At 64.2% G+C, this 24,810-nt stretch carries 16 protein-coding genes; 8 read left to right on the top strand and 8 right to left on the bottom strand.

Annotated features, from left to right (window positions below; translation table 11 throughout):
• A partial coding sequence (locus tag H6A16_RS01360; protein WP_204615492.1) for an ATP-binding protein occupies positions 1 to 226 on the top strand: 226 nt, incomplete at its 5' end.
• Positions 227 to 309: 83 nt separating this feature from the next.
• Here the strand turns inward: H6A16_RS01360 and H6A16_RS01365 are convergent.
• From H6A16_RS01365 to H6A16_RS01375, 3 genes are all read right to left on the bottom strand, one after another.
• The gene (locus H6A16_RS01365; protein WP_204615494.1) at positions 310 to 1,008 is read right to left on the bottom strand and encodes an S-layer homology domain-containing protein; all 699 of its coding nucleotides are present in this window, start codon (positions 1,006 to 1,008) and stop codon (positions 310 to 312) included.
• Positions 1,009 to 1,476: 468 nt separating this feature from the next.
• A complete protein-coding gene (locus tag H6A16_RS01370) occupies positions 1,477 to 2,004 on the bottom strand; it encodes a hypothetical protein (RefSeq protein WP_204615496.1) in 528 nt (175 codons plus the stop codon).
• Between the two features lie 18 nt (positions 2,005 to 2,022).
• Positions 2,023 to 7,458: an InlB B-repeat-containing protein gene (locus H6A16_RS01375; protein ID WP_204615498.1), complete on the bottom strand. Its 5,436-nt coding sequence runs from the start codon at positions 7,456 to 7,458 to the stop codon at positions 2,023 to 2,025.
• A 747-nt stretch (positions 7,459 to 8,205) separates the two neighbouring features.
• On the opposite strand from H6A16_RS01375, the gene H6A16_RS01380 reads away from it, so the two are divergent.
• From H6A16_RS01380 to H6A16_RS01410, 7 genes are all read left to right on the top strand, one after another.
• On the top strand, positions 8,206 to 9,123 hold the full coding sequence (locus H6A16_RS01380; RefSeq protein ID WP_204615500.1) for a transglutaminase domain-containing protein: 918 nt from the start codon (positions 8,206 to 8,208) through the stop codon (positions 9,121 to 9,123).
• A gap of 22 nt (positions 9,124 to 9,145) precedes the next feature.
• The gene (locus tag H6A16_RS01385) at positions 9,146 to 10,297 is read left to right on the top strand and encodes a type II secretion system F family protein (protein WP_204615502.1); all 1,152 of its coding nucleotides are present in this window, start codon (positions 9,146 to 9,148) and stop codon (positions 10,295 to 10,297) included.
• Positions 10,298 to 10,457: 160 nt separating this feature from the next.
• Positions 10,458 to 10,763 (top strand): hypothetical protein, encoded by a 306-nt coding sequence (locus tag H6A16_RS01390; protein ID WP_204615504.1) that lies wholly within the window; start codon positions 10,458 to 10,460, stop codon positions 10,761 to 10,763.
• Positions 10,764 to 10,822: 59 nt separating this feature from the next.
• Complete coding sequence (locus H6A16_RS01395; protein WP_204615505.1) at positions 10,823 to 11,440, top strand: DUF4860 domain-containing protein; 618 nt, start codon at positions 10,823 to 10,825, stop codon at positions 11,438 to 11,440.
• Complete coding sequence (locus tag H6A16_RS01400; protein ID WP_204615507.1) at positions 11,437 to 11,871, top strand: hypothetical protein; 435 nt, start codon at positions 11,437 to 11,439, stop codon at positions 11,869 to 11,871. The genes H6A16_RS01395 and H6A16_RS01400 overlap by 4 nt, the downstream gene beginning before the upstream one ends.
• Positions 11,871 to 12,443: a hypothetical protein gene (locus H6A16_RS01405; RefSeq protein WP_204615508.1), complete on the top strand. Its 573-nt coding sequence runs from the start codon at positions 11,871 to 11,873 to the stop codon at positions 12,441 to 12,443. The genes H6A16_RS01400 and H6A16_RS01405 overlap by 1 nt, the downstream gene beginning before the upstream one ends.
• Before the next feature lie 9 nt (positions 12,444 to 12,452).
• On the top strand, positions 12,453 to 13,532 hold the full coding sequence (locus tag H6A16_RS01410) for a type IV pilus twitching motility protein PilT (protein ID WP_204615509.1): 1,080 nt from the start codon (positions 12,453 to 12,455) through the stop codon (positions 13,530 to 13,532).
• Between the two features lie 373 nt (positions 13,533 to 13,905).
• Here the strand turns inward: H6A16_RS01410 and H6A16_RS01415 are convergent, their stop codons facing one another.
• The 5 genes from H6A16_RS01415 to H6A16_RS01435 all read right to left on the bottom strand — a co-directional run bounded on the left by H6A16_RS01415 (position 13,906) and on the right by H6A16_RS01435 (position 23,932).
• Positions 13,906 to 15,045, bottom strand: a complete 1,140-nt coding sequence (locus H6A16_RS01415) for a hypothetical protein (RefSeq protein WP_204615510.1) — start codon at positions 15,043 to 15,045, stop codon at positions 13,906 to 13,908.
• Between the two features lie 163 nt (positions 15,046 to 15,208).
• On the bottom strand, positions 15,209 to 16,204 hold the full coding sequence (locus tag H6A16_RS01420; RefSeq protein WP_204615511.1) for a hypothetical protein: 996 nt from the start codon (positions 16,202 to 16,204) through the stop codon (positions 15,209 to 15,211).
• Positions 16,205 to 16,581: 377 nt separating this feature from the next.
• A complete protein-coding gene (locus H6A16_RS01425) occupies positions 16,582 to 18,345 on the bottom strand; it encodes an ABC transporter ATP-binding protein (RefSeq protein WP_204615798.1) in 1,764 nt (587 codons plus the stop codon).
• A 178-nt stretch (positions 18,346 to 18,523) separates the two neighbouring features.
• The gene (locus H6A16_RS01430) at positions 18,524 to 19,201 is read right to left on the bottom strand and encodes an NUDIX domain-containing protein (protein ID WP_204615512.1); all 678 of its coding nucleotides are present in this window, start codon (positions 19,199 to 19,201) and stop codon (positions 18,524 to 18,526) included.
• 135 nt (positions 19,202 to 19,336) lie between these two features.
• Positions 19,337 to 23,932: a Spy0128 family protein gene (locus H6A16_RS01435; protein ID WP_204615513.1), complete on the bottom strand. Its 4,596-nt coding sequence runs from the start codon at positions 23,930 to 23,932 to the stop codon at positions 19,337 to 19,339.
• Positions 23,933 to 24,810: the final 878 nt, after the last annotated feature.

Here is a 24,810-nt window from a genome sequence, read left to right on the forward strand (position 1 = left end):
CCGCCCCGACGAGCTCTTCCGGGGCTTCCTGCTCGAGCTCATGGAGGCCCGCTACGGCACGGCGTCCACCGTCTTCTGCACCCAGTTCCGCCAGAAGGACTGGCACGCCAGGCTGGGCGGCGGGGTGCACGCCGACGCCATCATGGACCGCATCGTCCACGGCGCCGCCTGGGTCGGCATGGGCGAGATGAACATGAGGAGGAAGCTGGGGGCCGGATCGGAGTAGGGCGCGCCGACCGGTACCGATAGGAAACGCCGGCGGTATCGGCTCGCGATACCGCCGGTATCAAGTCGCGATATTGGGCGGTATCAAAAGGGGCAAATACTCACGTCACCGAGCCCGAGCACGTCGGCGTGCAGCACCGACACCATCTTGGCCGCCTGGCAGCGCTGCGCGGTATCCCGAGGGTTCACGTGCGCGACGCCACCGGAGTCAACGACACCCGACAGAATCTTGTTGTCGACCGCCCAGCTCATGGCGGAATACGCCCAGTCTGATACCTGCAAGGCGCCGTCGATCTGTTCGAGCGCTCGTCCATCGCTCGACACGTCCAGCTTTGCAATACGCTCAGCGTAGTTGGCCAGCATGACGGCCAGCTGCTCGCGCGTGACCGGCTCGTCGGGCTTAAAGGTATTCGTGTCGCCAAAGCCGCTCACGACACCTGTCGAGCGCGCCCACGAGATAGCGTCGCCGTACCACAGGCCGTAATCGACATCGGCGAACGGCTCCGAGGAAGCCTGCGGGTTGCCGGCAATGTTGTGCAGCACTGCCGCGACTTGAGCGCGCGTCACGTTGTCCCAAGGGCCAAAGTAGCCGTTGTCGTAACCATGGAACAGGTCATGGTCAACCGCGTAGTCGAGCGAGCCGCTGGTCACGTACCAGTCGTCGGGGTCGACGTCGGGGAAACCACGGTAGGCGAGCAGCTCTATCGCGCCATCTTCCTGCGCGAACGCGCGTACTGGCGCGACACCGATGCCCACAAGAGCGAGCGACAAAGCGATCGGCACTGCAAGCGCTGCCAGTGCTCTTTGCTTCCAACTAACGTGCGCGCCCATATGCGCCCCCTTCCACCCAGATTGTCCGCTTGAACTAACGGTACAGACGGAATGGAAGCGCCGTACAGTAAAGTCTGGCAACGAGGTCACATTTATCGGCGAGCGCCGCATTCGAATTCGATCGCTGACACCGAACGAGCTTGCCCAGGCCCGACCAGTCCGATCCGACAATATATATTCTCGACGCCGCATTTGACGTTTCCGCAGGATTCGGGGTTGGTGCGTCCTGAGAATATATATATATTCTCGGAACCGAATCGGGAGCGGACAACGCCCATGGCCAGGACCGCTCCCCCATGAAAACCTGGGGGCCGTCCCCAAACTTAAAACCCGGAACCTGTCCCCATCTCTGCACGAAAAACGGGCTGCATGCCGTGAGGCATGCAGCCCGTTTCCACTCGGCCGGGTATGGCCGGTCGGCTACGCGGCGAGCAACGCCGCGAGCTCGGTGCGGGAGGTGAAGGGGGTCGTCTGGCCGGTAGCGACGTTCACGACCTCACCCTCCCAGCGCTCGTTGGAACTCGCGCCGGCATTGCCATCGTCGGCCTTGTACACGTCCGTACGGACGATGTAGCGGAAGTCGACGCGCCGGCTCGGGTCGGATTGATCCGGAGCAGCCTCGGTGTGGAAGCTGTACTCCAGACCCTCGAGCATGCGCGCGATGGCCGCGGGAGCCGCGGAGATGCCGGAAGCGAGGGGAGCGATTCCGTACTCGCTGTTGTACAGGCAGTTGGGGGCAACGTACATCGTGCGGATCTGATAGCAGCGCTGCTTCTCGAAGCGCGCCACCAGAGCGGCACCGCCGATGACGACGGCCCACCAGGCGATGGAAACAACGAGGTCAGTCGGAGAGTCGACCTCGTTGAACCCCAGGAAGTACCACAGCCACAGCAGGAAGATCGACGCGATGGCTGCAACAGCCGTGATGATGATGTTGGACTTCTTCATCGTGTTCTCCTTCCTGCTCTAGGCGTTGCGGTTGTTGTTCAGGGCATCCTCAAAGTCCTTGAGGTCGTCCGTGAACTTCTTGCGGTGGATGACCGCGCCCACGAAGTAGATGGCGCTGGCAACCAGACCCACGACCATGACCCAGTGCACCCAGCAGCTGCGATGTTCTGCGTTGGTGAGCGGAGTCTCGTCGTCCTCGATGGTCTCGCCGCTAGCCAGCGGGGTGTCATCGTCGGCGATGGTCTCCTCCTCGACGGGAGCCGGGGTCTCGTCGGCATCCGGGGTATCACCGTCGCCCGTGGTGGTCGTTGTGATACCCGTGCCAGGCGTACCGGTGGTACCGGTCGGCGTGGTGCCGCCGGGGGTCGTACCGCCACCCGTGGCGCCGCCGCCCGTAGTGCCGCCACCGTCGCCCGGGGTCACCGGGGTCGGAGTCGGGGTGGGCGTGGGAGTCGGGGTGTCGGGAGTGTCCGGGGTATCCGGCGTGTCGGGGGTATCCGGCGTGTCCGGAGTGTCGGGTTCGTCGGTGCTGGGGTTGTCAGGCTCGTCCGTAGGATCGTCCGGGTCGGTCGGCGGGTTACTGGGATCGTCATCCTCCTCGCCGCCGCCGGGGATTTCGGGATCCTTCTCGTCGTCATCGTCGTCGGTGTTCCCACCGCCGCCACCGCCGGGGTTGTTGAGCGTCCAAGTGCCCTCGAACACAACGTCGTTTGCCGGCATCTTGAAGGAGCCCTCGGCAACAATGGCATCATCCGTCGACCAGCCGCTGAAGGTGTAGCCCGGTGCCGTCGCGGCGGCGGCCACATCCACATCGGCGCCGTACTTGTAGGTCGTCTCGGTGGGCAGACCGCTTGCGCCCGCGGGGGCCTCGCCGTAGTCGTAGGTCACCTTGTAGGAGTTGCGCTCGTAGTAGACCTTGAGGACGAGCCCGCCGTCGCCGGTGATGGTGCCCTCGAGGACGTTGCCCCCGTTGTCGGAATCGAAGGTGAAGCCATCGTAGGACACGGAGGTGTCGGCATTGACGGTCTCGCCCGTGGTGCCCTCGGTCTCGGCGTCCGTGTAGGTGGCCTTCTCGGGGTAGGTCCCGTCGAGGTTCTGCAGGTAGCGCTCGACCGTGTACTTAGTATCCGTGTTGGCGGTCCAGGTTCCCGTGATCGTAACGGCCTTCGCCGGCATCTGGAAGGAGCCCTCGGAGACGGAGGCGTCCTTCGTCGACCAGCCGCTGAAGGTGTAGCCGGGTGCCTTCGCGTCGGCGGCCACGGTCACGGTCTCGCCGTACTTGTGCGTGCCATCTGCGGGCAGCTCGCTTGCGCCCGCGGGGGCCTCGCCGTAGTCGTAGGTCACCTTGTAGGAGTTGCGCTCGTAGTAGACCTTGAGGACGACTTCGTTGTCAGCAGTGATGGTCTTCTCGAGAACATTGTTCGCGTTATCTCCATCGAAGGTGAATCCCTCGAAGGACACAGAGGTATCGGCTGTAGCGATCTTACCAGCTACGCCCTTTCTACCGTCCTTATGCGAAGCATCCACAGGATAGCTGCCGTCGAGGTTCTGGAGATAGTACTCGACCTCGTACCACGCCCACACCTCTTCGTAATAAGCGTAGTAATCCCTGTCCTCCACTATCTGCTCATCGGAGAATTGCGCCAGCTGCGCGCACTCCTCATCTGTGTACCAACCGCAAAGCGTATAGACAGTCCCGTTGGCTTCAATCGTTTTTGGAAGCGCCTCTTCCTCAGGCTTAATCTCTTCTGGCCTAGTAAGTTCATTTTCCAAAGAGCCGCTCTCAACTCGGACAGAATAGTCAGGCTGAATCTCAAAATCATCAGCCTCGGGCATCCTGACTCGCCAAGTAACGTTGCAATAGTCCGTATCGTTCAGGAAAATCTGCCCATCGTAATGGAAGGTCGGTGTGCCGTTCGGGATAACAGGATTGTAATTGTTGTTGCCGGCATTGGCCCCATCTGCCGCAACCAGACGGAACCACTCTATCGTGTAATAACCCTTCTTGTTTTCATTCTCCGAACCAGGCTCGGCATGTTTATAAGTTTCCCCGTCAACAGTAATGTCAGGATAGCCGTTCGGGAAGGTTACGCTAACGTCCTCTCCACTGAGATTGACACTGTTTACCTCATAAAATCCCGGCTCCCTGAGGCCCTCTACCGATCCAACGCCCATGCCGTTCCAAATCTGATTGGGAGCGGCTCCGCTGTTAATATCAGCACCAGGAATTAGCGTATAGAAATAGACGGGGTAGACACCATCAATCGGCTCCCATGAACCGACGAACTTCACGTCATCAGCAGGCATTTCAAAGGTGGTGTCTGAGACAGTAGTGTCTTCAGTCTTCCAACCGCTGAAGGTGTAGGCGGGGGCTGTCGCGGCGGCGGCCACGGTCACGATCTCGCCGTACTTGTATGTACCGCTATCAGGCAACGCACTTGCGCCCGCGGGGGCCTCGCCGTAGTCGTAGGTCACCTTGTAGGAGTTGCGCTCGTAGTAGACCTCGAGGACAAGCTCGCCGTCGCCGGTGATGGTGCCCTCGAGGACGTTTTTCTCGTTATCCTTATCGAAGGTAAAGCCCTCGTAGGACACGGAGGTGTCGGCCTTGGCGGTCTCGCCCGTGGTGCCCTTGGTCTCGGCGTCCGTGTAGGCGGCCTTCTCGGGATAGGACCCGTCGAGGTTCTGCAGGTAGCGCTCGACCGTGTACTTGGTGTCCTTCTTGGCAGTCCACTTTCCCGTGATCTTGACGGTGTCCGCCGGCATCTGGAACGAGCCCTCGGAGACGGAGGCGTCCTCCGTCGACCAGCCGCTGAAGGTGTAGCCCTCGAGGATCGGATCGCCAGCCACGGTCACGGTCTCGCCGTATTTGCGCTCAGCCGTGGCCGGCACCGAGGGAGCGCCTTTGGGCACGTCCCCCTCGTAGCTGTAGCTCACTTCGTAGGAGTTGCGCTCGTAGAAAATATCAACAACGCTATCTCCTCCAGCTTTAATAATCACTTGGTCAAAACTTCTAGCGGTAAAGCCGACTACATCCTTAGCACTGGCTTCGGTCTTACTTCCGATAAGACCCGGCATGATCTCACTTGGCTGAATGGCATCGTTCTGTGCGAATTCATCGTTATCTACATTTTGGAACCAATGCCGAACCGTATAAGTCGAGCTCTTTTTGGTCAGCGTTACGGTAATTGTTGCCCCACTTGGAATATTGTCCAAGCTCCAATACTTGCCATCCTCGACCCATGAAATGTCGAACTTGGCAGTTTGGCCATTAGCGGTCGTATCGCTTTCGTCATCCGACTTAACTTCAACGCTGTAGCTGGCATAGCCCTCGAACTGTTTAACTGCCAATTTGATGTCGGCACAATTCAGGCTTTTGTAGGTATAGGAAACCTTAATGTTGTTATTGCCGTCATCGGTCGCTTCGAAGTCCGCGGTATGCCCACCAAGGTTCGAAGCCTCCACATAATCTGAAGCCTTGACCTTCTGGTTATCCTTGTAAACCTCGATGGTAATCGGCTGAGCCGCTTCCTTCCACATGGCTGTGAAGACCACATCTTCCTCGGGCATGGTGAAAGAGCCATCCTCGTTGATTTCGAAACCGGAGGGCGTGGTCAACTCCCACCCGACAAAGGTGTGATCCGACCAGGTCGGAGTTGTGTCAGATCGCACCTGCTCGGTATATGCCGCAACATCGGTTACATTGTCCGGCATGTTCTGAGCGTTATTACCCGCCTCGCCAGACAGGTAATTGATGTCATGGAAATAGACTTCGACATCCGCCTTCTTCATCCAGATTGCGTATAGGTCAGTATCGTCCTTTAGAAGCTCCTGGCCAAATGCAACATAATAACCGGCGGTTACAAGTTCCTTGAACTTGTCCTTACCATTCAGGGTTCCATTTTGCGGAACGGTAGACCAACCAACTAGTTTTTGTTCACTGCCGCCTTGAACGATTTCGCCGCCAACGTTTTTCACATCTTCACTCGTTGCCGCATAGGCGGTTTTGTTTTGCGGATAATCATGGTTAAGTTTCGAGAGCACCTTGTCGTTAGCATTATTGTGCTCGTCATGATACATTACAGAATACGCATTTAGCGGTTCATACTTCGCGTAATAATTCATGGCGTCGGTCACGACATCCGGGAAATAGACCTGTTTGCCAGTCATTTCTCGATTATCATACCAACCGCTAAAAACATACGTTATGCCGTTTACAGTTTTAGTTTCCGGATAAGTGCCGACAGGCTGTTTTACTTTGCCTTGACCATCTATGAGAATGATGGTCTGATACGCTTCCCTAACCGGCTCGAACCCACGGCCAGCAGCATCCCAAAGATGGAAATTTGCATTCACTTCAGAGGTTGTCGCATAGGACACAGTCATATCGACATGATACGTAGGGGTATTTTTGTCATGAACATTGCCTTTTTCATCTACCCACCCATCGGGATAGGAGATCTTATACGGCGTATAGCTGATTTTTGAGTTCTTTTGGTCGAGCTTATAGAGGTTAGCAATCCGCTCTTCGACCTGGGCAGCATCAGGATAAGAGATCACTCGCCCGTCAACGTCGAGGGAGTTGTCACTGGGACTCAACGACGGTGTGAGATCCAAGCCCGTGGGATTAATCGTTCCCTCGCCGACATACATCCAACTTTCATCTTCCGTATCGTCCTCGTCCATATCAGGGCGTACTACGTAGAACTGGGCCTTTACCGACTCACCTTTACGCTCCGAACTCCCCGAATTGAGTACGGCGATTTCCGCAGAAATGGAGCTCTCGCCGCTCTTCGAAGACGTCTTGTCAGGCTGCTTTTCGTCAACAACATTGCCGAAAAGCGCATCGTTAACTATCTCAAGCAAGCCCTTCCGCTGCTCAGCGGTCTCCACCTTAACAGCCACGCCATCAACCAACTGATCAGCCTCAACGGTGTAAAAACCGTCCTCATCAGCCGTCAGCTCGGTCTCGGTCGCGTCCTCATCGGCGGCAACCAGCGCAACACGAGAAACCTCAAACCCCTCGTTCGCCTTGACGGTAAACGCGAAGTCAGCGTCGGAGGCGAGCTCCACGCCGTCAGTGTCCTTCTCGATCTTGTGCTCGGTGCCCTCGGCATCGGTGTAGGTCAGCACGGCGTCGGCGACCTTAAAGGCCACCTTGACCGCATCGGCCTTGTCCTCAGCCGCGGCAGCGACCTCAGTGCCCTCGTCCGAGGACTCCTCTTCAGTTGTCGCGAGCGTGCTTACCAGCGACTCATCCTCGGCAGGCTCCGCGAGCTGCTCCGCGGCCTCAGCCGAGGTCCCATCCAGCCCCGCTGCATAAGCAATAGCCGGAAGGTTGAGACTCGATACCGTAAACGCCGCAACGAGCGTTCCCACCATGGCACGGCGGAACCGCAGTCGCAGCGAAGAGCGGCGAGTCTCGTCAAGTTGACATGACGATTGCGTGCGCGTCATACCCGACCCTTTCTCTAAAACCGACCAACGAGAAACAGTCACCGTGATGCACCCAACCGTCGAGGCGGGTTTGTATGTCCGCCCCAGGCGGTGTGGCGCTGATGACTACGCGCAGGAATCCATCCGACCGAATTCCTACACGCCAGAAATTTGCGCATGTAACATTCTAGGCAAGGTTGAAGGTCTGCGCATTATCAAACCCCGAAAAAGCGTCCACGTAAACAACATTTTTCAGAAAATGTTCATGGTGCGGTAGCAAATAGACAAAGCGGACAGAACGGGCGTCCGTTTATGGGGTTTAAGCTGCTTAAGGTTCGTTTTGGGTTGATCACTGCGCACGACCAGATGATCGCTTCGCGAGGGCGCAGACACCGCCTCCGGGCACTCGCACGGCGGCGCGGCGGTATTGGTTGAACCACCCGGGTGTTCGAACAAGCGTGCTCGGCAGACACCTTTAATCACTTATATATAAGAGCCCCAACCCGCACCCATCGCTCGCAACCGTCATAGGCAGCACGCCACCACGACGCCCCGCTCCCCTCGTACCCGCCATCCAACCGCCGCCCACTCCCCGCGCTGCTTGCGCGCCCCACCGGGTATGATGGGGCATAGCAAACCGCGTATCACATTTCCGCGTACCGGGTCGGAGGTCGCTTGCGCCGCATACGCCACAACGCACACCGCGCTTCTTGCGCTCAGCGCGCCTGCCGCGCGCCCCGGGCGGGCATCCGCGCCGCCGGGACTTGTGTGCTCGCCCTGGCGCTGGCGCTCGCGGCGTGCCCGGTGCTTGCCGCCTGCGGAGGCGATTCCCCCTCGCCCTCGCCCGACGGCGCCGAGGAATCCACCTCGGGCCCGGCGTACTCCGAACCTGCGCAGATTGCCACCTCAGGCTTTGACGCTACGGCCGCCACCGGGCAAAACGACGCGCTGATCGACACCTCGCACGCCGCCCAGGGCTACGTGGCCGCCTCCGCCGTCAACGCGAACCGCCTGAAGCTGCAGGTAACCTGCGGCGACATGAGCTACAACTACGACCTCCCCGGCGACGGCACGCCCATCGTGTGCCCTCTCAACATGGGAAACGGCACGTACCTCGTGCGCGTGATGCAGAACACGAGCGGCTCCAACTACGTGGAGATCGCCGCGCAGCAGATCGACGTCGCGCTCGATTCGGAGTTCGAGCCCTACCTGCGGCCCAACGTGTTCTGCGCCTACACCGACGCCAGCTCCTGCGTGCAGCTGGCGCGCGAGCTTGCCGCCGACGCCCAGAACGAAGGTGATGTCGTACGCGCCGTGTATAGCTGGGTGCAGGCGAACATCTCCTACGACACCGACAAGGCCGCCGAGCTGGCCGACGCCACGGGCTACGTGCCCGACCCCGACGCCACGCTCTCGGCGGGCACGGGCATCTGCTTTGACTACGCCTCGCTTGCCGCAGCGATGTTTCGCAGCCTCGGCATCCCCTGCCAGATCATCACGGGGTATGTATCGCCCAGCGGCATCTACCACGCCTGGAACATGGTGTATATCGACGGCGAATGGATCAGCGTGCAGATCCGCGTGGACGCCAACACGTGGACGCGCGTCGACCTGACCTTTGCGGCGGCCGGGGCCTCGCCCACCGTGGGCGACGGCACCGATTACACCGACCGCTATGTATACTGAACGAAAGCGATTGGGGTTTTGGATGACTGACACCGCTACGAATCGCACGGAGACGCCGGGTCGGGGCGCCTCCACCGGCGGGGCCGCGGGCGCCGCGAGCGAGCAGGCGGGCACGCGCGTGCCTGCAGCGGCTCTGCTCGACGGCGCGGAGGTCGCCGCCTTTTGCGATGGCTGCGCCGTCATGCTCGCAGCCGGCATCCAGACCGACGAAGCCGTGTGCCTGATCACCGAGGGCATGGGCCCTACGCCGCTGCGTCGCGCGTGCGACGCAGCGTATGCCGAGCTGTGCCGCGGGAAGTCGCTGGCCGACGCCCTGCGCGCCACGGGGGCGTTCCCCGCCTACGCGGTGACGCTGATCGGCATCGGCGAGCGCTCCGGCCGGCTCGAGGACGTGCTGCGCTCGCTTTCGGTGTACTACGACGAGGAGGCGCGCACCTTTGCGCGGCTGCGCTCCAGCGTGGCGTACCCCGCGGGCCTGCTGTGCGTGATGAGCGTGATCCTGGCGTTTACCGTGGTGGGCATCCTGCCTGTGTTTTTGAATGTATACGATGAGCTTGCCGGCGGCCTGACCGGCGGGTCGTTTACCGCCGTGGGCGTGGGCATTGTTGTCGGCTGGGTGGCGCTGGTGGTGACGCTTGCGGCCTGCGTGGTAGCGCTTGTGGCGGCGTTTGCCGTGCGCACGCCGGCCGGGCAGGAGCGGATCTTGGCCCTGCTCGAGCGGCTGCCCGCCACGCGCGACGCCATGTACCAGCTGGCTCTGAGCCGGTTTTGCTCGGCCGCCTCGGCGTATCTGGCGTCGGGCGCCGACTCCAACACCGCGGTGCACAAGGGCATGGCCGCCACGGCGCATCCCCTGCTGCACGACCGGCTGGTGGCCGCACATGCCGCGATGGTCGATCCCGCGCGCGGGCTGAGCCTGCCGCAGGCAATCGTTGAGTTCGAGGTGTTCGACCCCGTGTACGCGCGGATGCTTGCCATCGGCTCGCGCACGGGCAGCATGGATGGCGTGCTCGAGCGCCTTTCGGCCACGTTCTTCGACGCCGCGGTGGAGCAGATCGACCGCGTGGTCGATGCGGTGGAGCCCGTGCTGGCCGCGCTGCTGACGGTGAGCGTGGGCGCCACGCTCGTGGCGGTCATGCTGCCGCTGGTGGGCATGTTGGGGGCTATCGGGTAGGGCTTTGCTGGGTGCGGGGCGGGGGCTTGGGCCAGCCGGAGGCCGTTTGGGCCGGCCGGCGCGCGGGCTACCCGGCCGGACCGGCCGATCGACCCGGCCGAGATGTTAGTTTTCGACGCGACGGCGCACGGATGCCGGCGCGATATGAGGAGGTGAGACGATGGAGCAGCGAAGCTGGCGGAAGCGCATAGGGCTTGGCCTGGGCGTGTTCGCGGCGCTCGTTTGCGCGCTTGCCCTGGCCGCGCCGACCGTGGGCCATATGATGCGCCAGCAGGCGGCGGAGTCGGTCCGCTCGGCCGTGCTCGACGCCGCGCTGCAGTGCTGCGCCATCGAGGGGTCGTATCCCCCGTCGCTCGCCTACCTTGAGGAGCATTACGGCCTGACCGTGAACCGCAGCGACTTTGCCATCACGTACGAATCATACGCCGCCAACGTCATGCCCAGCGTGAGGGTGGTGCCGCGATGAGCGCGTTTAGCTGGCAAAGGGAGCGCAGGCACGCGGAGCGCTCTGGACAATCCGGGCGCATGGCTGCGCTGGTCGAGGAGCGGCAGGCCGCTGCTGCGCGCGCAACGGGTACGGATTCCCAGCGCGCGGACGCCCTGCTCGACGCTCTGGGCGAGACGCGGCTCGCGTCGCTTCGAGCCGGGCGCGCGGAGGGCTCCGGCATCGCACGGCTAACCGACCGGGCGCGTCACCTGTTCACCGTCGCGCTGTTCGGCCTGTTCGCCGTCGGCCTCATGCTCGCCATGGCGGCGGGCACCGGCCTGTTCCGCTCGCTGCGCGCCCTCGATGCGACGAGCGGCGAGGCGCGGCTTTCGACCGGGCTTATCGCCAACGCGGTGCACGCCACCGACGCTGCCAACTCCGTGCAGATCGGACGCGGGCCGGAAGGGGCGTCGCTCGTGCTTGCCGAGTATCTGGAAAGCGGTACGTACGAGACGCGGTTTTACCTGTATAACGGCCAGGTGGTGCAGGAGTATGCGCCCGCCGAGGCCGCGTACGGCCCCGCGGGCGCGACGCCCGTGGTGGATAGCAGCACGTTCGAGATCACGTTCGACGCCGAGCTCGGGCTGCTGAGCGTTGCGACCGACGCCGGCACCGTCGAGGTGGCGCTGCGCTGCGAACAGGGAGGTGTGCTATGACCGGACGCTCCCCCATCTCGCGCGCCGCGGCGGGCCGCTTCTCCGGCGGCAAGGGCAGCGGGGTCGCGCTGCTTGTCGAGGCGCTCGTGATCCTGCTGTTCCTCGTGGCGTCTCTCGGGCTGCTGATGCAGGTGCTGTCGCGCGCGAGCGTGCAGGGCGAGCGCGCAGCCGAGCTGGCCCGCGCGGTGGAGCTGGCCTCGAACGTCGCCGAGCGCTTTGCCGCCGATCCGGCAGGCACCGCCGGGGTTACCTACGAGGACGGGCTGTCCGCCACCTGCGAGGTTGCTTCTGATGCCGATGGACTAATGCGCGCGCATATCGTGGTGACCGCTGAGGACGACGGGGCCACGGTGTATACGCTCGACACCGCGCGATACGTGGGCGCGAGTGCTGCTGCGGCTGCGAATTCGGCCGAGGGCGGTGATGCCTGATGGCGCGCGCACGCGGTTCGGTCCGCATGGGACCGGTAAGCCTGTTTGCCCTGGTTATCGTCATCTGCCTGGCCGTGCTGGCCGTGCTCACGCTCGTGACCGCGCGGGCCAGCGAGCATCGCGCCGAGCGGCAGGCGGAGTCGGTGCAGGCGCTGTACTCCAACGAAAGCGCCGGTCAGGCGCTGCTTGCCTCGCTGGATACCTGGCTTGCCGACGAGCGCGACGCGGGAGCCACACAGGCGTATGCGCTCGGGGCACTTGAGGGCGCCCTTCCCGACCTTGCCGCACAGGCCGCCGCGGACGCGAGCTCCTCTGCTGAAGACGCTTCCCTGGCACCGGCGGTCGACGAAGTGTCCGTCGATGCCGACGACGCCGTTGTTGCCGTCCGATTCGTCACACCCTCGGGCCGAGCTCTCGACATCGAGCTTCGCATTGCCGACGACCTTTCGTTCGCGGTCGAGGCGTGGCGCGCAACGACCCTTTGGACCGAGGACACGAGCGACACCGTTTGGGCTGGCCCAGGAGAGTCCGCAGAGCAACCGAGCACGGGCGCCGCGCCCGAGCAGGAATAGGAGTAGACCATGAACCTCACCGAGTTCCTTAGCAGCATGATCGAGGCGCGCGCCTCCGACATCTTCATCGTCGCGGGCCTGCCGCTCACCTACCGCGTCGACGGCCGCCAGGTGCGCTCGTCGGAGAGCGGACCGCTCATGCCTGCCGACACCGAGGCCGCGGTGCGCGCGATCTACGAGGTCGCCGGCAGGCCGTACGACCGCTTTGCCGCGAGCGCCAACCACGACGAGGATTTCTCGTTCGCGCTGTTCGGCATCGGCCGCTTCCGCGTGAACGTGTTCAGGCAGCGCGGATCGGTCGGCGCCGTGATCCGCGTAATCCCCTTCGGCCTGCCCGACCCGGCTGACTACGACATCCCCGAGGAGGTGCTGCGCGTCGCGCGGTTCCAGAAGGGCCTCGTGCTGGTGACGGGTCCGGCCGGCGCCGGCAAGTCCACCACGCTCGCGTGCATGATCGACCGGCTGAACCACGAGCGGTCGGGGCACATCATCACCATGGAGGATCCGATCGAGTACGTGCACCGGCACGGCAGCTGCATCGTGACGCAGCGCGAGATCCCCACCGACGTGGCCACGTACGCCGAGGCGCTGCGCTCCGCGATGCGCGAGGCGCCCGACGTGATCCTGCTCGGCGAGATGCGCGACGCCGAGACCATCGGCACGGCGGTGACCGCGGCGGAGATGGCGCAGCTGATCTTCTCGACGCTGCATACGACCGGTGCCGCGGGCACCGTCGACCGCATCATCGACGCGTTCCAGCCCACGCAGCAGCGACAGATCCGCATGCAGCTCTCGCAGGTGCTGCAGGCTATCGTGAGCCAGCAGCTCGTGCCCACCGTCGATGGCGGCGTGGCGCCGGCGTTCGAGATCATGATCACCAACACGGCGATCCGCAACCTCATCCGCGAGGAGAAGACCCACCAGATCGACAGCGTTATCGCCGCGGGCGGGGCCGACGGCATGCGCACCATGGACCAAAGCCTGTTCAACCTCGTGCGCGCGGGCCGCATCACGGCAGAGACGGCGCTGCAGTACGCCATCCACCAGGAGGCGCTGGGCCGCAGACTCGAAGTCGAGGGGCTTATCTAGGGAGCGTGGCGCACTTACGACCGAACCCGGCCCGCCGGGGCGGCGTTCCGCCGCCCCGGCGGGCCGGGTTTTCGCGTTTGCGCCCCTCGAAACACCTCGCAACAGAGGGTCGGCAGAGTTATGAAGGCCGTTTTCAGCGAAACTCGCGCCGGGGGTCGAGTACAAGCCCGCAATTGACTTTGAACACATAACAAAACCGCAGGTCAGACGTTTGCCGATTTTAGGGAAATGCCGCTCTACTCAGAGCCCCGGACAAGATTCGCTGAAAACGGCCTCCATAACTTTCCGAACAGGCTCATTGCGGCGCCTTGACCTATCGGAAACCAGATTCGCGACGCCAACAGCTCGCTGCACTTACTTGTGCCTGCCTGCGTCACGCTTCTCTCTTTTTCTTCTTGGGAGCCAGCATCTTTCCGAGCTCGTTCCAATTGACAAACAGCTCACGCCGGAATGCTTCCTCCCGCTTCAAGAGGAATTCCGACTTCGGCACATAGGAGAAGCCCATCTTGTCTGCCAGAAGCCTCACGACCCGGTGGTACGCATCGATGTTCGCCAGCATATCGTAGGTGATGAGCATAATGCGGTAGCCATCGGTCTCGAGAGCCGAAACGCGCCGGATATCCCTGTCCGTCTTCCCCGATGCACCGTGCACCGAGCGCCCCTGGCATTCCACGATTACGCCCGGGCAACCCTTCGGACCGGGAAACAGCAGGTCGGCGTAGCAGCGGTTCTGATGCAAAATACTCCGTGCCTGCATGCTCAAAGGAATCTCCTCGTCGAGACCGATCAAAGCGAAACCCTCGCCTCCGGCTCGCCGCGGCGTGTCGAACGCCAGCGCGGCCTGGATCTCAAAGGGCGAACGCGCCCCCTCAAACGCGTGGTCGACAGCGCGGCGAAGCTTCTCGACGCCCCATTCGCCCTCATGCTTTGCCACAAAAGCATGGAGCTCTTCGAGTGTAAGCAGCGGCGACCGCTGCCATAAATCGGATAGGGTGCTTCCCTCAGAGGCCATTGGGTCGGGCGCGCCGTTTGAACTGACAAACAGCGGTTTCCATCCATCATCGGGCAACTTTTTGCCTCGTACCAGTTTGCGCACCGCTTCCCGGTGCTCTTCCTCGAGATGAATGCTCGAGAAGGCGCCGCAGAACTCGCAAACCATCATCGTCAAGTGCAGCTCGCTCACTTTGGGAGCCATGGTAAGCAGCGTCATTGCCGGCGAGGTCACCTCGAGATAGGGGTCGATGGGCACGCGGTCGCCGGGCAAAAGCTCGCCCGTCCGCAGCCGATAACTGAATGCTTTCGTTTCATGGATAGATGTGCGATCGGTCGCCAACACGGACAGTGGCACCGTGAGGTAGCCGAGATGTGCCCCGCGCTTTGGTAGACAGCGGCGATCGGCTCGAACCGTGAGGTCGAGATCGTCTTGCAGCAGGTCGCGGACCACGGGTGGGATGCGATGCCATTGGAATGCCGTTGCGCCGCAGAGGGTGACGCCGAAGTCAAACGTACTCATGGGGCCAGCGTATACCGGCCCGAACGCGCCCGGGCGCACGGCGGAAAATGTTTCCCTCGCGATCTTACGGGCATCTCTTCCGCGACGGACCGCCCTGTTGGATTCGGGTGAGCAGCTGCGGGACGCGCCGCGCTATCCTGCGGTTTTGCCGGCGCCCTGCAGCTTACTGCTCGGCGTCAGGTGCCGGAGCCTCGTCGTTGGGCAGGAATTGTGAAGGATCCTTCTCGGATTTTCCGCCTGTGAATACCTCGCTGCCGTGCAGGGCGCTCTCGAGCTGCTGCTCGGCGCGCTCCTCGTTGATGTCGTCCTGCGTGAGCTCCGAGCTCTCGGCCAGCGACGACACCGAGTTCACCTGCTCCTGAATCTTGGCGGCTGTCTCGTCGTCCATGCCGACGATGCGCAGCTCCCAGTCGATGTTGCTCGTGCCGGCGGCGACCTCCTTGGTCCAGATGAACGTGAGCATGGCGCGCTGCACGCCCTGGCCCTTGATGAAGCCGAAGAAGCTGTCGTGCACGAAGTTGCCGTTGTCGTCCACGCGCACGTACACGTTGTACATGACGCGGTTGATCTTGTCGTTGAGCAGGGCGTTCGTGGCGAGCGCGGCCGCCTGGATCTGCGAGTTGGACAGCAGCTCGAGCTCGTTTTTGGACGTCGTGTCCACCACGGAGACCTCGACGACGCCCGTGTGCTCGTCGGCCTCCTCGACCGTGAACTCCTCGGGGAACTGCGTGAAGCCGTTGCCCCACTCCACGCCGCTCTCCATGGCGTGCGTGACCGTTTCGACCGTTGTGCGCTCGGACAGGTTCGCGGTGTTCAGGCGGCGGCTCACGCCGTAGACGATCTGCATGCCCAGCACGAACACGAGCACGCCGATGATGCAGAGCATGGCGGTGCGGGTGATGGCCTCGCCCACCTTGGAGCCCGAGGGGTCGTCGGTCGAAAGCGGGTCGACCTTCGCCTGGCTCGCGCGACGGCGGCGCCGGTGATCGGACTCGAGCTTGCTGACGGCCTCGTCGCCGCCCTCCTCGCGCGCGCGATCGCGGGCTGCGCGACGGCGCGACGCGTCGCGAGCGCGCATGGGGTCAACGACGCCGGAGTCATCCAGCTCGGAAAAGAGCTCTGTCGCTTCATCAGCTGTAAGAGGCGGTCTCTTTGCCATCGCGTACCCTCAACATGCAGCGGCGAGCCCGCGCCCGCCGCGTGGAAATCCTGAATCAATCCTAGCGGTTTATCGCGCCCGCAGCGCCCGCGTGGAAGTTCTCACATGGGAAACACCGAGGAGTTTCCTTCCCGACCCCGCCCTGGCCTCTCTGGGGACGTAGCAGGCGGAGGCCAAAAATGGCCTCCGCCTGCTACGTCCCCAATTGCGCCAGGGAGGGGCGGCGGCGGGGCAACCAGAGCCGGCGGCAACGAGCCAGGGGCGCGAGCGCGGGGCGCCGGGAGCAAAGGCCGAGCCAAGACCGCAAGCGGCAACGGAGAAACACGGCCCCGAACAAACCGGTCGCCCGAAAGCTACGCCCCCGCGCCAGCCAGCGCCTACTCCCCGGCGCGGACGCCCTCGAACTGCATGCGGTAGTAGCGCGCGTAGATGCCGCCGCGCGCGAGCAGCTCCTCGTGCGTGCCGCGCTCCACGACCCGGCCGCACTCCACCGTGGCGATCTCGTCGGCGTTTTTGATCGTGGACAGGCGGTGCGCGATGATGATTGTCGTACGGTCGCGAGCGAGCTCCTCGAGCGCCTGCTGCACGGCCTCCTCGCTCTCGTTGTCGAGCGCGCTCGTGGCCTCGTCCAGAATCAGGATCGCGGGGTTCTTCAGGAACACGCGCGCGATAGCCACGCGCTGCTTCTGACCGCCTGACAGGCGGCCGCCGCGCTCGCCCACGACGGTGTCGTAGCCACCGGGCAGCGAGCAGATGAACTCGTGGATGTTCGCGCGGCGCGCGGCGTCCTCGACCTCGGCGTCCGTCGCATCCGGGCGGCCGTAGGCGATGTTCTCGCGGATGGTGCCGTCGAACAGGTACACATCCTGCTGCACGAGGCCGATGGCGCGGCGCAGGCTCTCCTGCGTGACGTCGCGCACGTCCTGGCCGTCGATGACGATGGCGCCGGCGTCGATGTCGTAGAAGCGCGGCAGCAGCGAGCACGTGGTCGACTTGCCGCCGCCGGACGGGCCCACGAGCGCGATGGTCTCGCCGGGACGGATCGCCAGGTTGAGGTGGTCGATCACGGGGCGTCCCTCCGCGCGGCCGCCAAGCTCCACATCCTTATACGAGAAGCAGACGTCGCGATACTCGATGGCGCCCTCGCTCACCTGCAGCGGCTTGGCGTCGGGCGCGTCCTCGATGTCGGGGATCGTGGCCAGCACCTCGTCCATGCGCTTGAAGCCGGCGATGGCCTTCTGGAACGTCTCCGTGGAGTTCACAAGCGTGTCGATGGGGCTGGCGAACAGGCTGATGTACAGCGCGAACGTGGCGAGGTCGACAGCCGTCATGTTGCCCGCGGCGATCAGGTAGCCGCCGAGCACGACGATCGTGGTGTAGAGCACGCCGGTCATGAGGGCGCTCGTTGCCTGGTAGGCGCCCATGGCGTGGTACTGCTCGACCTTGGAGTCGAGGTAGGCGACGTTGGAGCGGCGGAACTTGGCGCGCTCGGTGGCCTCATTGGCGAACGACTTGACGACGCGGATGCCGGCAAGCGAGTCCTGGAGCTGCGAGTTCACGCCCGAGATCTTCTTGCGGTTGTCCGCGAACACCGCGCGCATGGTGAGGTTCTGGCGCACCATGATGGCAACGAAGATCGCGGTGATGACGGCCATGACGCCCGCGAGCACCGGCGCGATGGTGAACAGGATCACGAAGGCACCGATGATCTCGATGCCGCAGATGATGATCCATTCGGGCAGGTGATGGGCGCCCTCGCAGATGTCGAAGAGGTCGTTGACCACGCGGCTCATCATGTCGCCGGAGTTCACGCGGTCGAAGTACGAGAAGCAGAAGCGCTCGTACTGGTCGAACAGGTCCTCGCGCATCTTGGACTCCATGCGCGCGCCCATGATGTGGCCCTGGGCCGACACGAAGTACTTGCAGCCGGTGCGCACGGCGTACATGACCACGAGGCCGATGGCGATGAGCCCGAGCGAGCCCATGATGGCCTGCGAGCCCTCGAGGAACAGGCCACCGGTGAGGTTGCGAAGGATGATGGGGAACGCGAGGTCGATGCCCGCGAGCACGAGCGCGCAGGCGGTGTCGGCGATGAACAGGTGCTTCTGCGGTCCGTAATACGCCACGAAGCGGCGGAACATGCTGTTGTGCTTGGGTTTTGCTTGAGTCACGGTAGGTTTTCCTTGCTCGGTACCGGTGTTTGCCCGCCCCCGGCCGCCCCTGGCGCCATTGGGGACGTAGCCGGCGGAGGCCAAAATTGGCCTCCGCCGGCTACGTCCCCAATGGCGCCAGGGGCGGCCGGGGGCGGGACGGGCGGGGCTAGAGACGGTGGGCGATGGCGTCGCAGGCCAGGGCGCCGACGACGGTCTTGGCGTCCTGGATCTTGCCGTCGAGGACGGCGTCGATGAGCTCAGAGAGCGGCACGAGGTCGACGTTCAGGAACTCGTCCTCGTCGGGGCAGGCTTGATCGAACTCGAGCTGCGTGGCCATGTAGATGTGGATGAGCTCGTCGGAGAAGCCGCAAGAGCTGGCGATGGTCGTGAGGTAGCGCAGGCGATGGGCGATGAAGCCCGTCTCCTCGTGCAGCTCGCGGCGGGCGCACTCCTCCGGGTCCTCGCCCGGATCGAGCTTGCCGGCAGGGATCTCGACCGTCACGCGGTCGAGCGCGGTACGGTACTGGCGCACGAGCGCGATCTTGCCGGTCTCGGTCAGCGCGACGATGGCCGCCGCACCGCAGTGGCGCACGATGTCGCGGCGCGAGGTGTGACCGTTCGGCAGCTCGACCTGCAGCGTATCGATGTCGAAGATCTTGCCGTGCCACGCGCGGTCCTCCGAAAGGATGCGCTCGTGCAGGCCGGGGTCGCGCTCGTCGTCATCGCCGAGCACCAGCGCGGGGATGTACTCCTCCGCCTGCTCAGCCTGCTCGATCTCCTCGGTCTCGACCGCCGGGTCCTGCTGCTGCGTCTCGTCGGCGCGCTCAAGGTCCTTCTCGTCCATGGTTGCCTGCCCTCCCACGCGGCGCGGGGCCGCGGTTTCATCCTTGTTTGCGACGCTAATTGTAGCGCCCGCGGCAGCCGATTTCTGCTGCTCACACGCTTTGCATGGATGAAGACGACAAGTTTGTACCTGGCCCTATCTTGTCGCGCGGAGGGCGATCGCGCCGGCGGCGGCTAGGGCGATGCCGGTCGCGGCGAGGGCCGCGGCGACTGCGAGGGCGTCTCCCGTTTGGGGGATGCGGTCGGCGGCCGCTGATCCCTGCTGGGAGCTTCCGCTTGGCGCTTGCGGCTGGTTGGGGACGGACGGGACGTTGGGGGTGCCCGGGTTGATTGGGTTGTCCGGGCTATCCGGATCGCTCGGCTCCCCGCCTTCGCCCGGCTTGTCCGGGCCATCCGGATTGCCGGGGTCTTCCGGCCCACCGGGTTCGCCGGGCTCCTCCCCGCCGCCGGGCTCGTCGGGAGCATCCGCCGCGGCATTCGCGAACGGCACGGCCGCCGGACCGGGGTCACTCGTACGATCCGAGGTCACCGTCGTCGTGACCGAGTATCCCGCGCCATCGCTCACCGTCGTGTCCACGGCAAGCACGCCGTCGCCGGCGTCGCGCACGGAAATCTGCACGTCAAAGACCGTGTTGTCGTACACCACGCCGTCGTAGCGCCAGCGAGCGCCGGCATCCGTATCGACCAGCTCCGCACCCGCAAGCGGCGCGCCGCCGAACGTGCCGTCAACCGTGGGCTGCACCTCGAACACCCGGTAGCAGAACACCCGGCCGATATCCTCCTGCGTGAAGACCGGCGAGGCGCCCTCGGGCAGCAGACTCACCGCGGCGGACGACCCCTCGGGCGAGGCTGGCGTCTCAGCGGTAAAGCCGCCCACGGCATCGACACCCAACCGCGCAGCAGCCTGCGCCGCCGTGACCCCGCCCTCGACATCCGAGCCATCGACCGGCAGGATCCGGAATTGGAACGCCCCAGCCTCGATGGCGCCTCCGTCGAGGGTCTTCACCGCCTGAAGACCCGCCTGCGCAGCGAAGTCGACATCGCCCGTCGTGTACACGTTGGTGAACGCCGCGCGCTGCGCCTCGACGCGATCGGCATCGGTCGTGGCGGCGCTGTTGTCGTACGCGATGCCCGCGTCACCCGTTGCGACGTCGCCGACCACCAGGTTGCCCGCCCCGTCGTCGCGCACGGTGATCGTCACGAGGCTCGCGTGGCCGTCGTACGTCATGCCGTTGTCCTGCGGACCCTCCAGCTCCGTCACGCGGTACACGTAGGTCCCCGGTGCAGTGAAGGCAAGCGCATCGAAGGCGCCGTACGTGACCTGCCCCGCCTCAGGAACACCGAGCACCAGCGGCCCCGCCTGCGGCGCGTCCACGCCGTCCGGCGCGCTTACGGGCTCGAGCTCGAACGTGTAGGCCTCGCCCTCCCGCCACGCGCGGCCGAGCAGCGTTTTCTGCACCTGCACCTGGGTGCCGCTCTCGCCCGCAACGGCGGTATAGGTGTTGGTGAACTCGGCGCGCGTGTCGCTGGCGCCGATCGTGCCGCTCGCCGTACGGTCGGCAACGCTTCCGGCCGCCACGCCGTCGACCTCGATATCCGTGAGCGCGAAGCCCGCGCCGTCCGGGGTCGTCTCCGCCGCGCGCCAAGCGCTGCCCGATACGACACCGGGCACGGTGATCGCCTCGCCGCCGCGCAGGGCGATCGGCACCAGCGCGCCATCCTCGCCCACCAGCTGGGCCGCGCCCGTGGCGTCGAACGAAAGCTGCACCGTGCGACCGCCGTCGGGCCCTGTCAGCTCCGCCTCCACCGTCTTGCCGGCGAGCGCCGGAACCTCGAGTGAAAACTCGAAGGCGCGGTCGGCAGGGGTCGACATGACACTGGACCCCGTCCTAACTGTCACGTTTTTGGCGATGGTGAGACTTTGGACGCGCTTGTCGGCCACGCGGACCACCACGGTTCCGGAGTAGATGCCCGCGAGGTCGGTCGTGCCCAGGTCCTTCTTCAGCGACGGGTCGGCACCGTTCGGCGCGTCGAGCCATTGGTTGATAACGAGCTTCGACCAACCCGTATCGGTTTCGAGCGCGCTCACGCCGCCCGGCTGAGCCGGCGCGTAGTCGAACACCGCGCCGGGCAGCGGATCGTCAGGGTCGCTGTACTCCAGGTACATGGCGCCCGAGCGATGCCCCGCGTCGGCCGCATCCCACTGCGGCGTGCTCCACGATGTCGCCGCGCCCTCATACGAGGGCGCGGTCACGAGCGCCGCCTTGATGTCGTGCAGGGTCGTGTCGACGTCGTCGTCCACCGTGAACTGCTGCATGCTGCCCACGACGCGCCCCACGCCGCGCGCCACCGTGACGCCATCGCCCGCGGTGCCCGCGTCGGCATAGACGCCCGTGCTGTCGATCACGACCGCGACCGCCGCGGGATTCACGGCAAAACCTTCCGGCGCAGCGGTTTCCACCAGGTAATACGAGCCCTCCTCCAAGGGGCAGCGCAGGCCGCGCGAGTACGCCGTGGCGCCCGAGAGCGTATAGGAACCGCCGGTTCCGCTCACCAGCGTGAGTTCGCCCGTGGCCCCCGTGGCCACGGGCGTCGCACCCGCCACGGGATGCAGCGAGCCATCCGCACCTGCCTCCATGTCGGCCGCGCGGAACAGCGAGAACTCGGCGCCCGCCACGGGCTGACCGGCCTCGTCGGCCTTCTGGACGATCATGCGGTTCTCGATGTTCGTCACGTACAGGCGCGTGGCGAACTGCCGCTCCATGTCGGAGGCGGTCTCGCTGCGCACCTGCACGCTGTTCGCGGCGGTCGCCTCGCCCAGACGGTCGGCCGAGGTGTAGAAGAACGCCACCGCATACTGCGGCGTTCCGGGCAGACCCGGGTTGTTCCGCATCACCCACAAGTAGGTCTTGATGTCGCCCGGCATGTTTTCGACCTCCGCCTCGTAGAGCCCGTTGGCGTTCAGCGAGAACAGCTCGACATCGCCGCGCGCCGCCGCTTCGGCAGCGCCTTCCAAGCCCGAGGCGTCCAGCACCGACCAGCCCGAAAGCGCATCGCCCACGACGGGATGCCACGAGCCGTCGGCCTCGCGGTGCATGACGACGGCGAACATGAGGCCGCCGGACAGCTCGCCCGCGTCGTCGGTCAGCCGCGTGCCGTCGGCGGCGTACACGCCGTGCTCCGTGGTGGTCGCGGCCATCTTGGGCTGCGCGTAGGCACCCGTGGTCCACGGATCGGCAGACAGCAGCATGGCGTTCGATGTGATCTGCGCATCGAAATACAGAGGGATGTCGGCGTCGTTGCGATAGCCCTCCGGCGTGGAGGTCTCACGCAGCACCCAAAAGCCGCTTTGGCGGCCAAGCTCCTCGAGCGACGCGGGAAATCCGTTGGCGTCGAGGATGCGCATCATGCCGTTCGCATCGGTCGTACCGGTATAGCTCGGCGAGGCGTCCGGCGCTACCGTGTAGCTCGCATCGGTGGCAAACAGGGCGAACCCGGCGCCGGCGATGGGCTCGCTTTCCTGGTCGACCTTGATCACATCGGACTCGGGGACCGACACGAGGTTGTAGCGCAGGCGCATGTTGGAAGCACCGTTTCCGCGCTCGAGGTAGTAGAAGTTGAGCGTATGGTACGTGTCGTCGGCGAAGGTGTCGTCACGCCAGCGCGACGCGTCGCCCTCGCGCCCCGCCGCCGCGAACTGCTGGCGAATCGTCGTGTTCGCGTACGTCGGCTCGCCGTCGTTCCATGTGCCGTCGTTGTTCTGGTCCTCGAACACGAGGACCTGACCGGTGGCGAAGTTGACCGTCACGGCGCAGGCGTTGTGGATGCCGCCGAGGTCGCCCACGAGCACACCGTCGATGAAGATCCAGACGTCGTCATCGCCCGAGAAACCATAGGTCACCTGCTGTCCGCGGTTCGTGCCACCGTCTTGCTGCACGAACCGAGAGGTCATGGTGAGACCGAACCAGTGATTGAGCACCGAGCTCGTGGCATATACGTTGTTTTGGACGAGTGCGTCGCCGCTCGGACGCAGCACGGTCGAGGCGGCGTTGAAGGGGAAGAACTGCCCGTTGTTGTTCGAGGCGATGGCCGAGGTGTGCTTGACGCCCCAGGTATCGTACACATCGAAGGCATTGGTCGCGGCGTTATAGGAGACAAAGCTCTGCGTGGCATCATAGACATAGTACCCGGTGCCGTCGGCGCGCAGGAGGTTGGCCACGTCCATGTGCGCAACCTTACCCTGCTGGCCGCCCGACGCCTGGTCGCTGCGGTCGAACAGATAAGCCAGCGATTGGCCTTCGCCGCTTGCGAGCTGCGGGAATCCGTCGGCGCCCATCACAGGGCGCACGATACCGAACTGCGGGCGCGCGCTGCGCGTCCAGCGGTTGACGGCGGTCTCGTTCGGCGCGGTGGACAGGAACCGCAGGTCGTGGCCGGCATTGATGCCGATGTCGCGGTAGTCGGCGGGCGTTGGGCCCGTATCGATCGTCGACTGGTCGACGAGCCAGTAGTCGTACAGGTTGATAGTCGTTCCGTTGGGAGAGACCGTCTGATCGAGATGATCGGGGAATTCCGGGGCGGAGCCGGCGCCCGTTGTCAGGCCGAGCGCCAGCGCAGGTGCCATTGCAACGCACAGGAGAACCGTAGCAACAAGACCCATCATGCCAACAAGAATATGGCGCGCGACAGCGGGGAGCGTTCCCGCATCCGCGCGCACGTGCGTCTGGCCCATGCCCACCGCCTCGGAGCGGCCGACCCTCACCGCGCCGGCCGAAATCGGGCAGGCACCCGGATGGCGCCCGCGTCAGACGTGCTTGTTCCCGCCTGCGTGCGTACCTATCGCCGCCCGAACGCGATTTCAGCGCTCGATAATGATTCTTAAGCGGTTCGCAAGGGTTCGCGGCAAAGCAAGCAGAGGCTTCCGGAGGGGCTCCTGGCAAAAGATGTAACCTGAGCATTTTATAGACACCCTGTCTTAGCTTCCGAGAGCGGGTATAGCTGCTTAAATTGCCCTACTGGGGCGATCAACAGAGCCAAACCGCTCTAAACAGGGGGTTCGATAAATGCTCAAGTTACATTTTCAGCCAGCCGTACTCGCAAGGGCGCCCGGCGGGGAACATCGTCGCCTCTAGCGTTCTCCGTTGGGCGCCATCTCGAAGCGAAAACCGCCGCCCAATCCCTTCGGGACGCCAACGGCTTTGGCCACCCGCGAGAGAACCGGCCATCCTGGAAGCCTGGGAACTGAAACGAGGCGCCGAATCGAAAGCGCAAGGGCGCGCAGCGGGATCCGGCCGGCCGCCTCTGGCTGAAATCCCCACTTTTGTACCGCCTGCTCAGCGCCAAGGGAGCCCAATCCCGCCAACAGCTCTAGCGTTTTGGCAGTATTGAGCGGATTGTCCGTTTACCTTGACCACGAAGGCCCTTCTCGCCTGCTCCCGCGGGTACAAAAGTCGCACTTTCATCCGCGACCACCCTCCGGCACACTGGAATGCAGGCGATTCGCAGCTTCCAGCCAGCCGCCCCGTCCCGTGCGCCCCGCCAAAACGGGATGCGGGCCCGCATGTAGCGGACCCGCATCCCGGACAGCTATGAAGTAAGCGTAATGAACAG

Origin of the sequence: Collinsella tanakaei, from assembly GCF_016900375.1 — a bacterium.
GTDB lineage: Bacteria > Actinomycetota > Coriobacteriia > Coriobacteriales > Coriobacteriaceae > Collinsella.

What these genes read in the sequence shown, in the direction of transcription:
- H6A16_RS01370 (WP_204615496.1), bottom strand. Translation starts at nt 2,004, where the DNA reads ATGAAGAAGTCCAACATCATCATCACGGCTGTTGCAGCCATCGCGTCG.
- H6A16_RS01375 (WP_204615498.1), bottom strand. Translation starts at nt 7,458, where the DNA reads ATGACGCGCACGCAATCGTCATGTCAACTTGACGAGACTCGCCGCTCT.
- H6A16_RS01385 (WP_204615502.1), top strand. Translation starts at nt 9,146, where the DNA reads ATGACTGACACCGCTACGAATCGCACGGAGACGCCGGGTCGGGGCGCC.
- H6A16_RS01390 (WP_204615504.1), top strand. Translation starts at nt 10,458, where the DNA reads ATGGAGCAGCGAAGCTGGCGGAAGCGCATAGGGCTTGGCCTGGGCGTG.
- H6A16_RS01395 (WP_204615505.1), top strand. Translation starts at nt 10,823, where the DNA reads ATGGCTGCGCTGGTCGAGGAGCGGCAGGCCGCTGCTGCGCGCGCAACG.
- H6A16_RS01400 (WP_204615507.1), top strand. Translation starts at nt 11,437, where the DNA reads ATGACCGGACGCTCCCCCATCTCGCGCGCCGCGGCGGGCCGCTTCTCC.
- H6A16_RS01405 (WP_204615508.1), top strand. Translation starts at nt 11,871, where the DNA reads ATGGCGCGCGCACGCGGTTCGGTCCGCATGGGACCGGTAAGCCTGTTT.
- H6A16_RS01410 (WP_204615509.1), top strand. Translation starts at nt 12,453, where the DNA reads ATGAACCTCACCGAGTTCCTTAGCAGCATGATCGAGGCGCGCGCCTCC.
- H6A16_RS01415 (WP_204615510.1), bottom strand. Translation starts at nt 15,045, where the DNA reads ATGAGTACGTTTGACTTCGGCGTCACCCTCTGCGGCGCAACGGCATTC.
- H6A16_RS01420 (WP_204615511.1), bottom strand. Translation starts at nt 16,204, where the DNA reads ATGGCAAAGAGACCGCCTCTTACAGCTGATGAAGCGACAGAGCTCTTT.
- H6A16_RS01425 (WP_204615798.1), bottom strand. Translation starts at nt 18,345, where the DNA reads ATGTTCCGCCGCTTCGTGGCGTATTACGGACCGCAGAAGCACCTGTTC.
- H6A16_RS01430 (WP_204615512.1), bottom strand. Translation starts at nt 19,201, where the DNA reads ATGGACGAGAAGGACCTTGAGCGCGCCGACGAGACGCAGCAGCAGGAC.
- H6A16_RS01435 (WP_204615513.1), bottom strand. Translation starts at nt 23,932, where the DNA reads ATGGGCCAGACGCACGTGCGCGCGGATGCGGGAACGCTCCCCGCTGTC.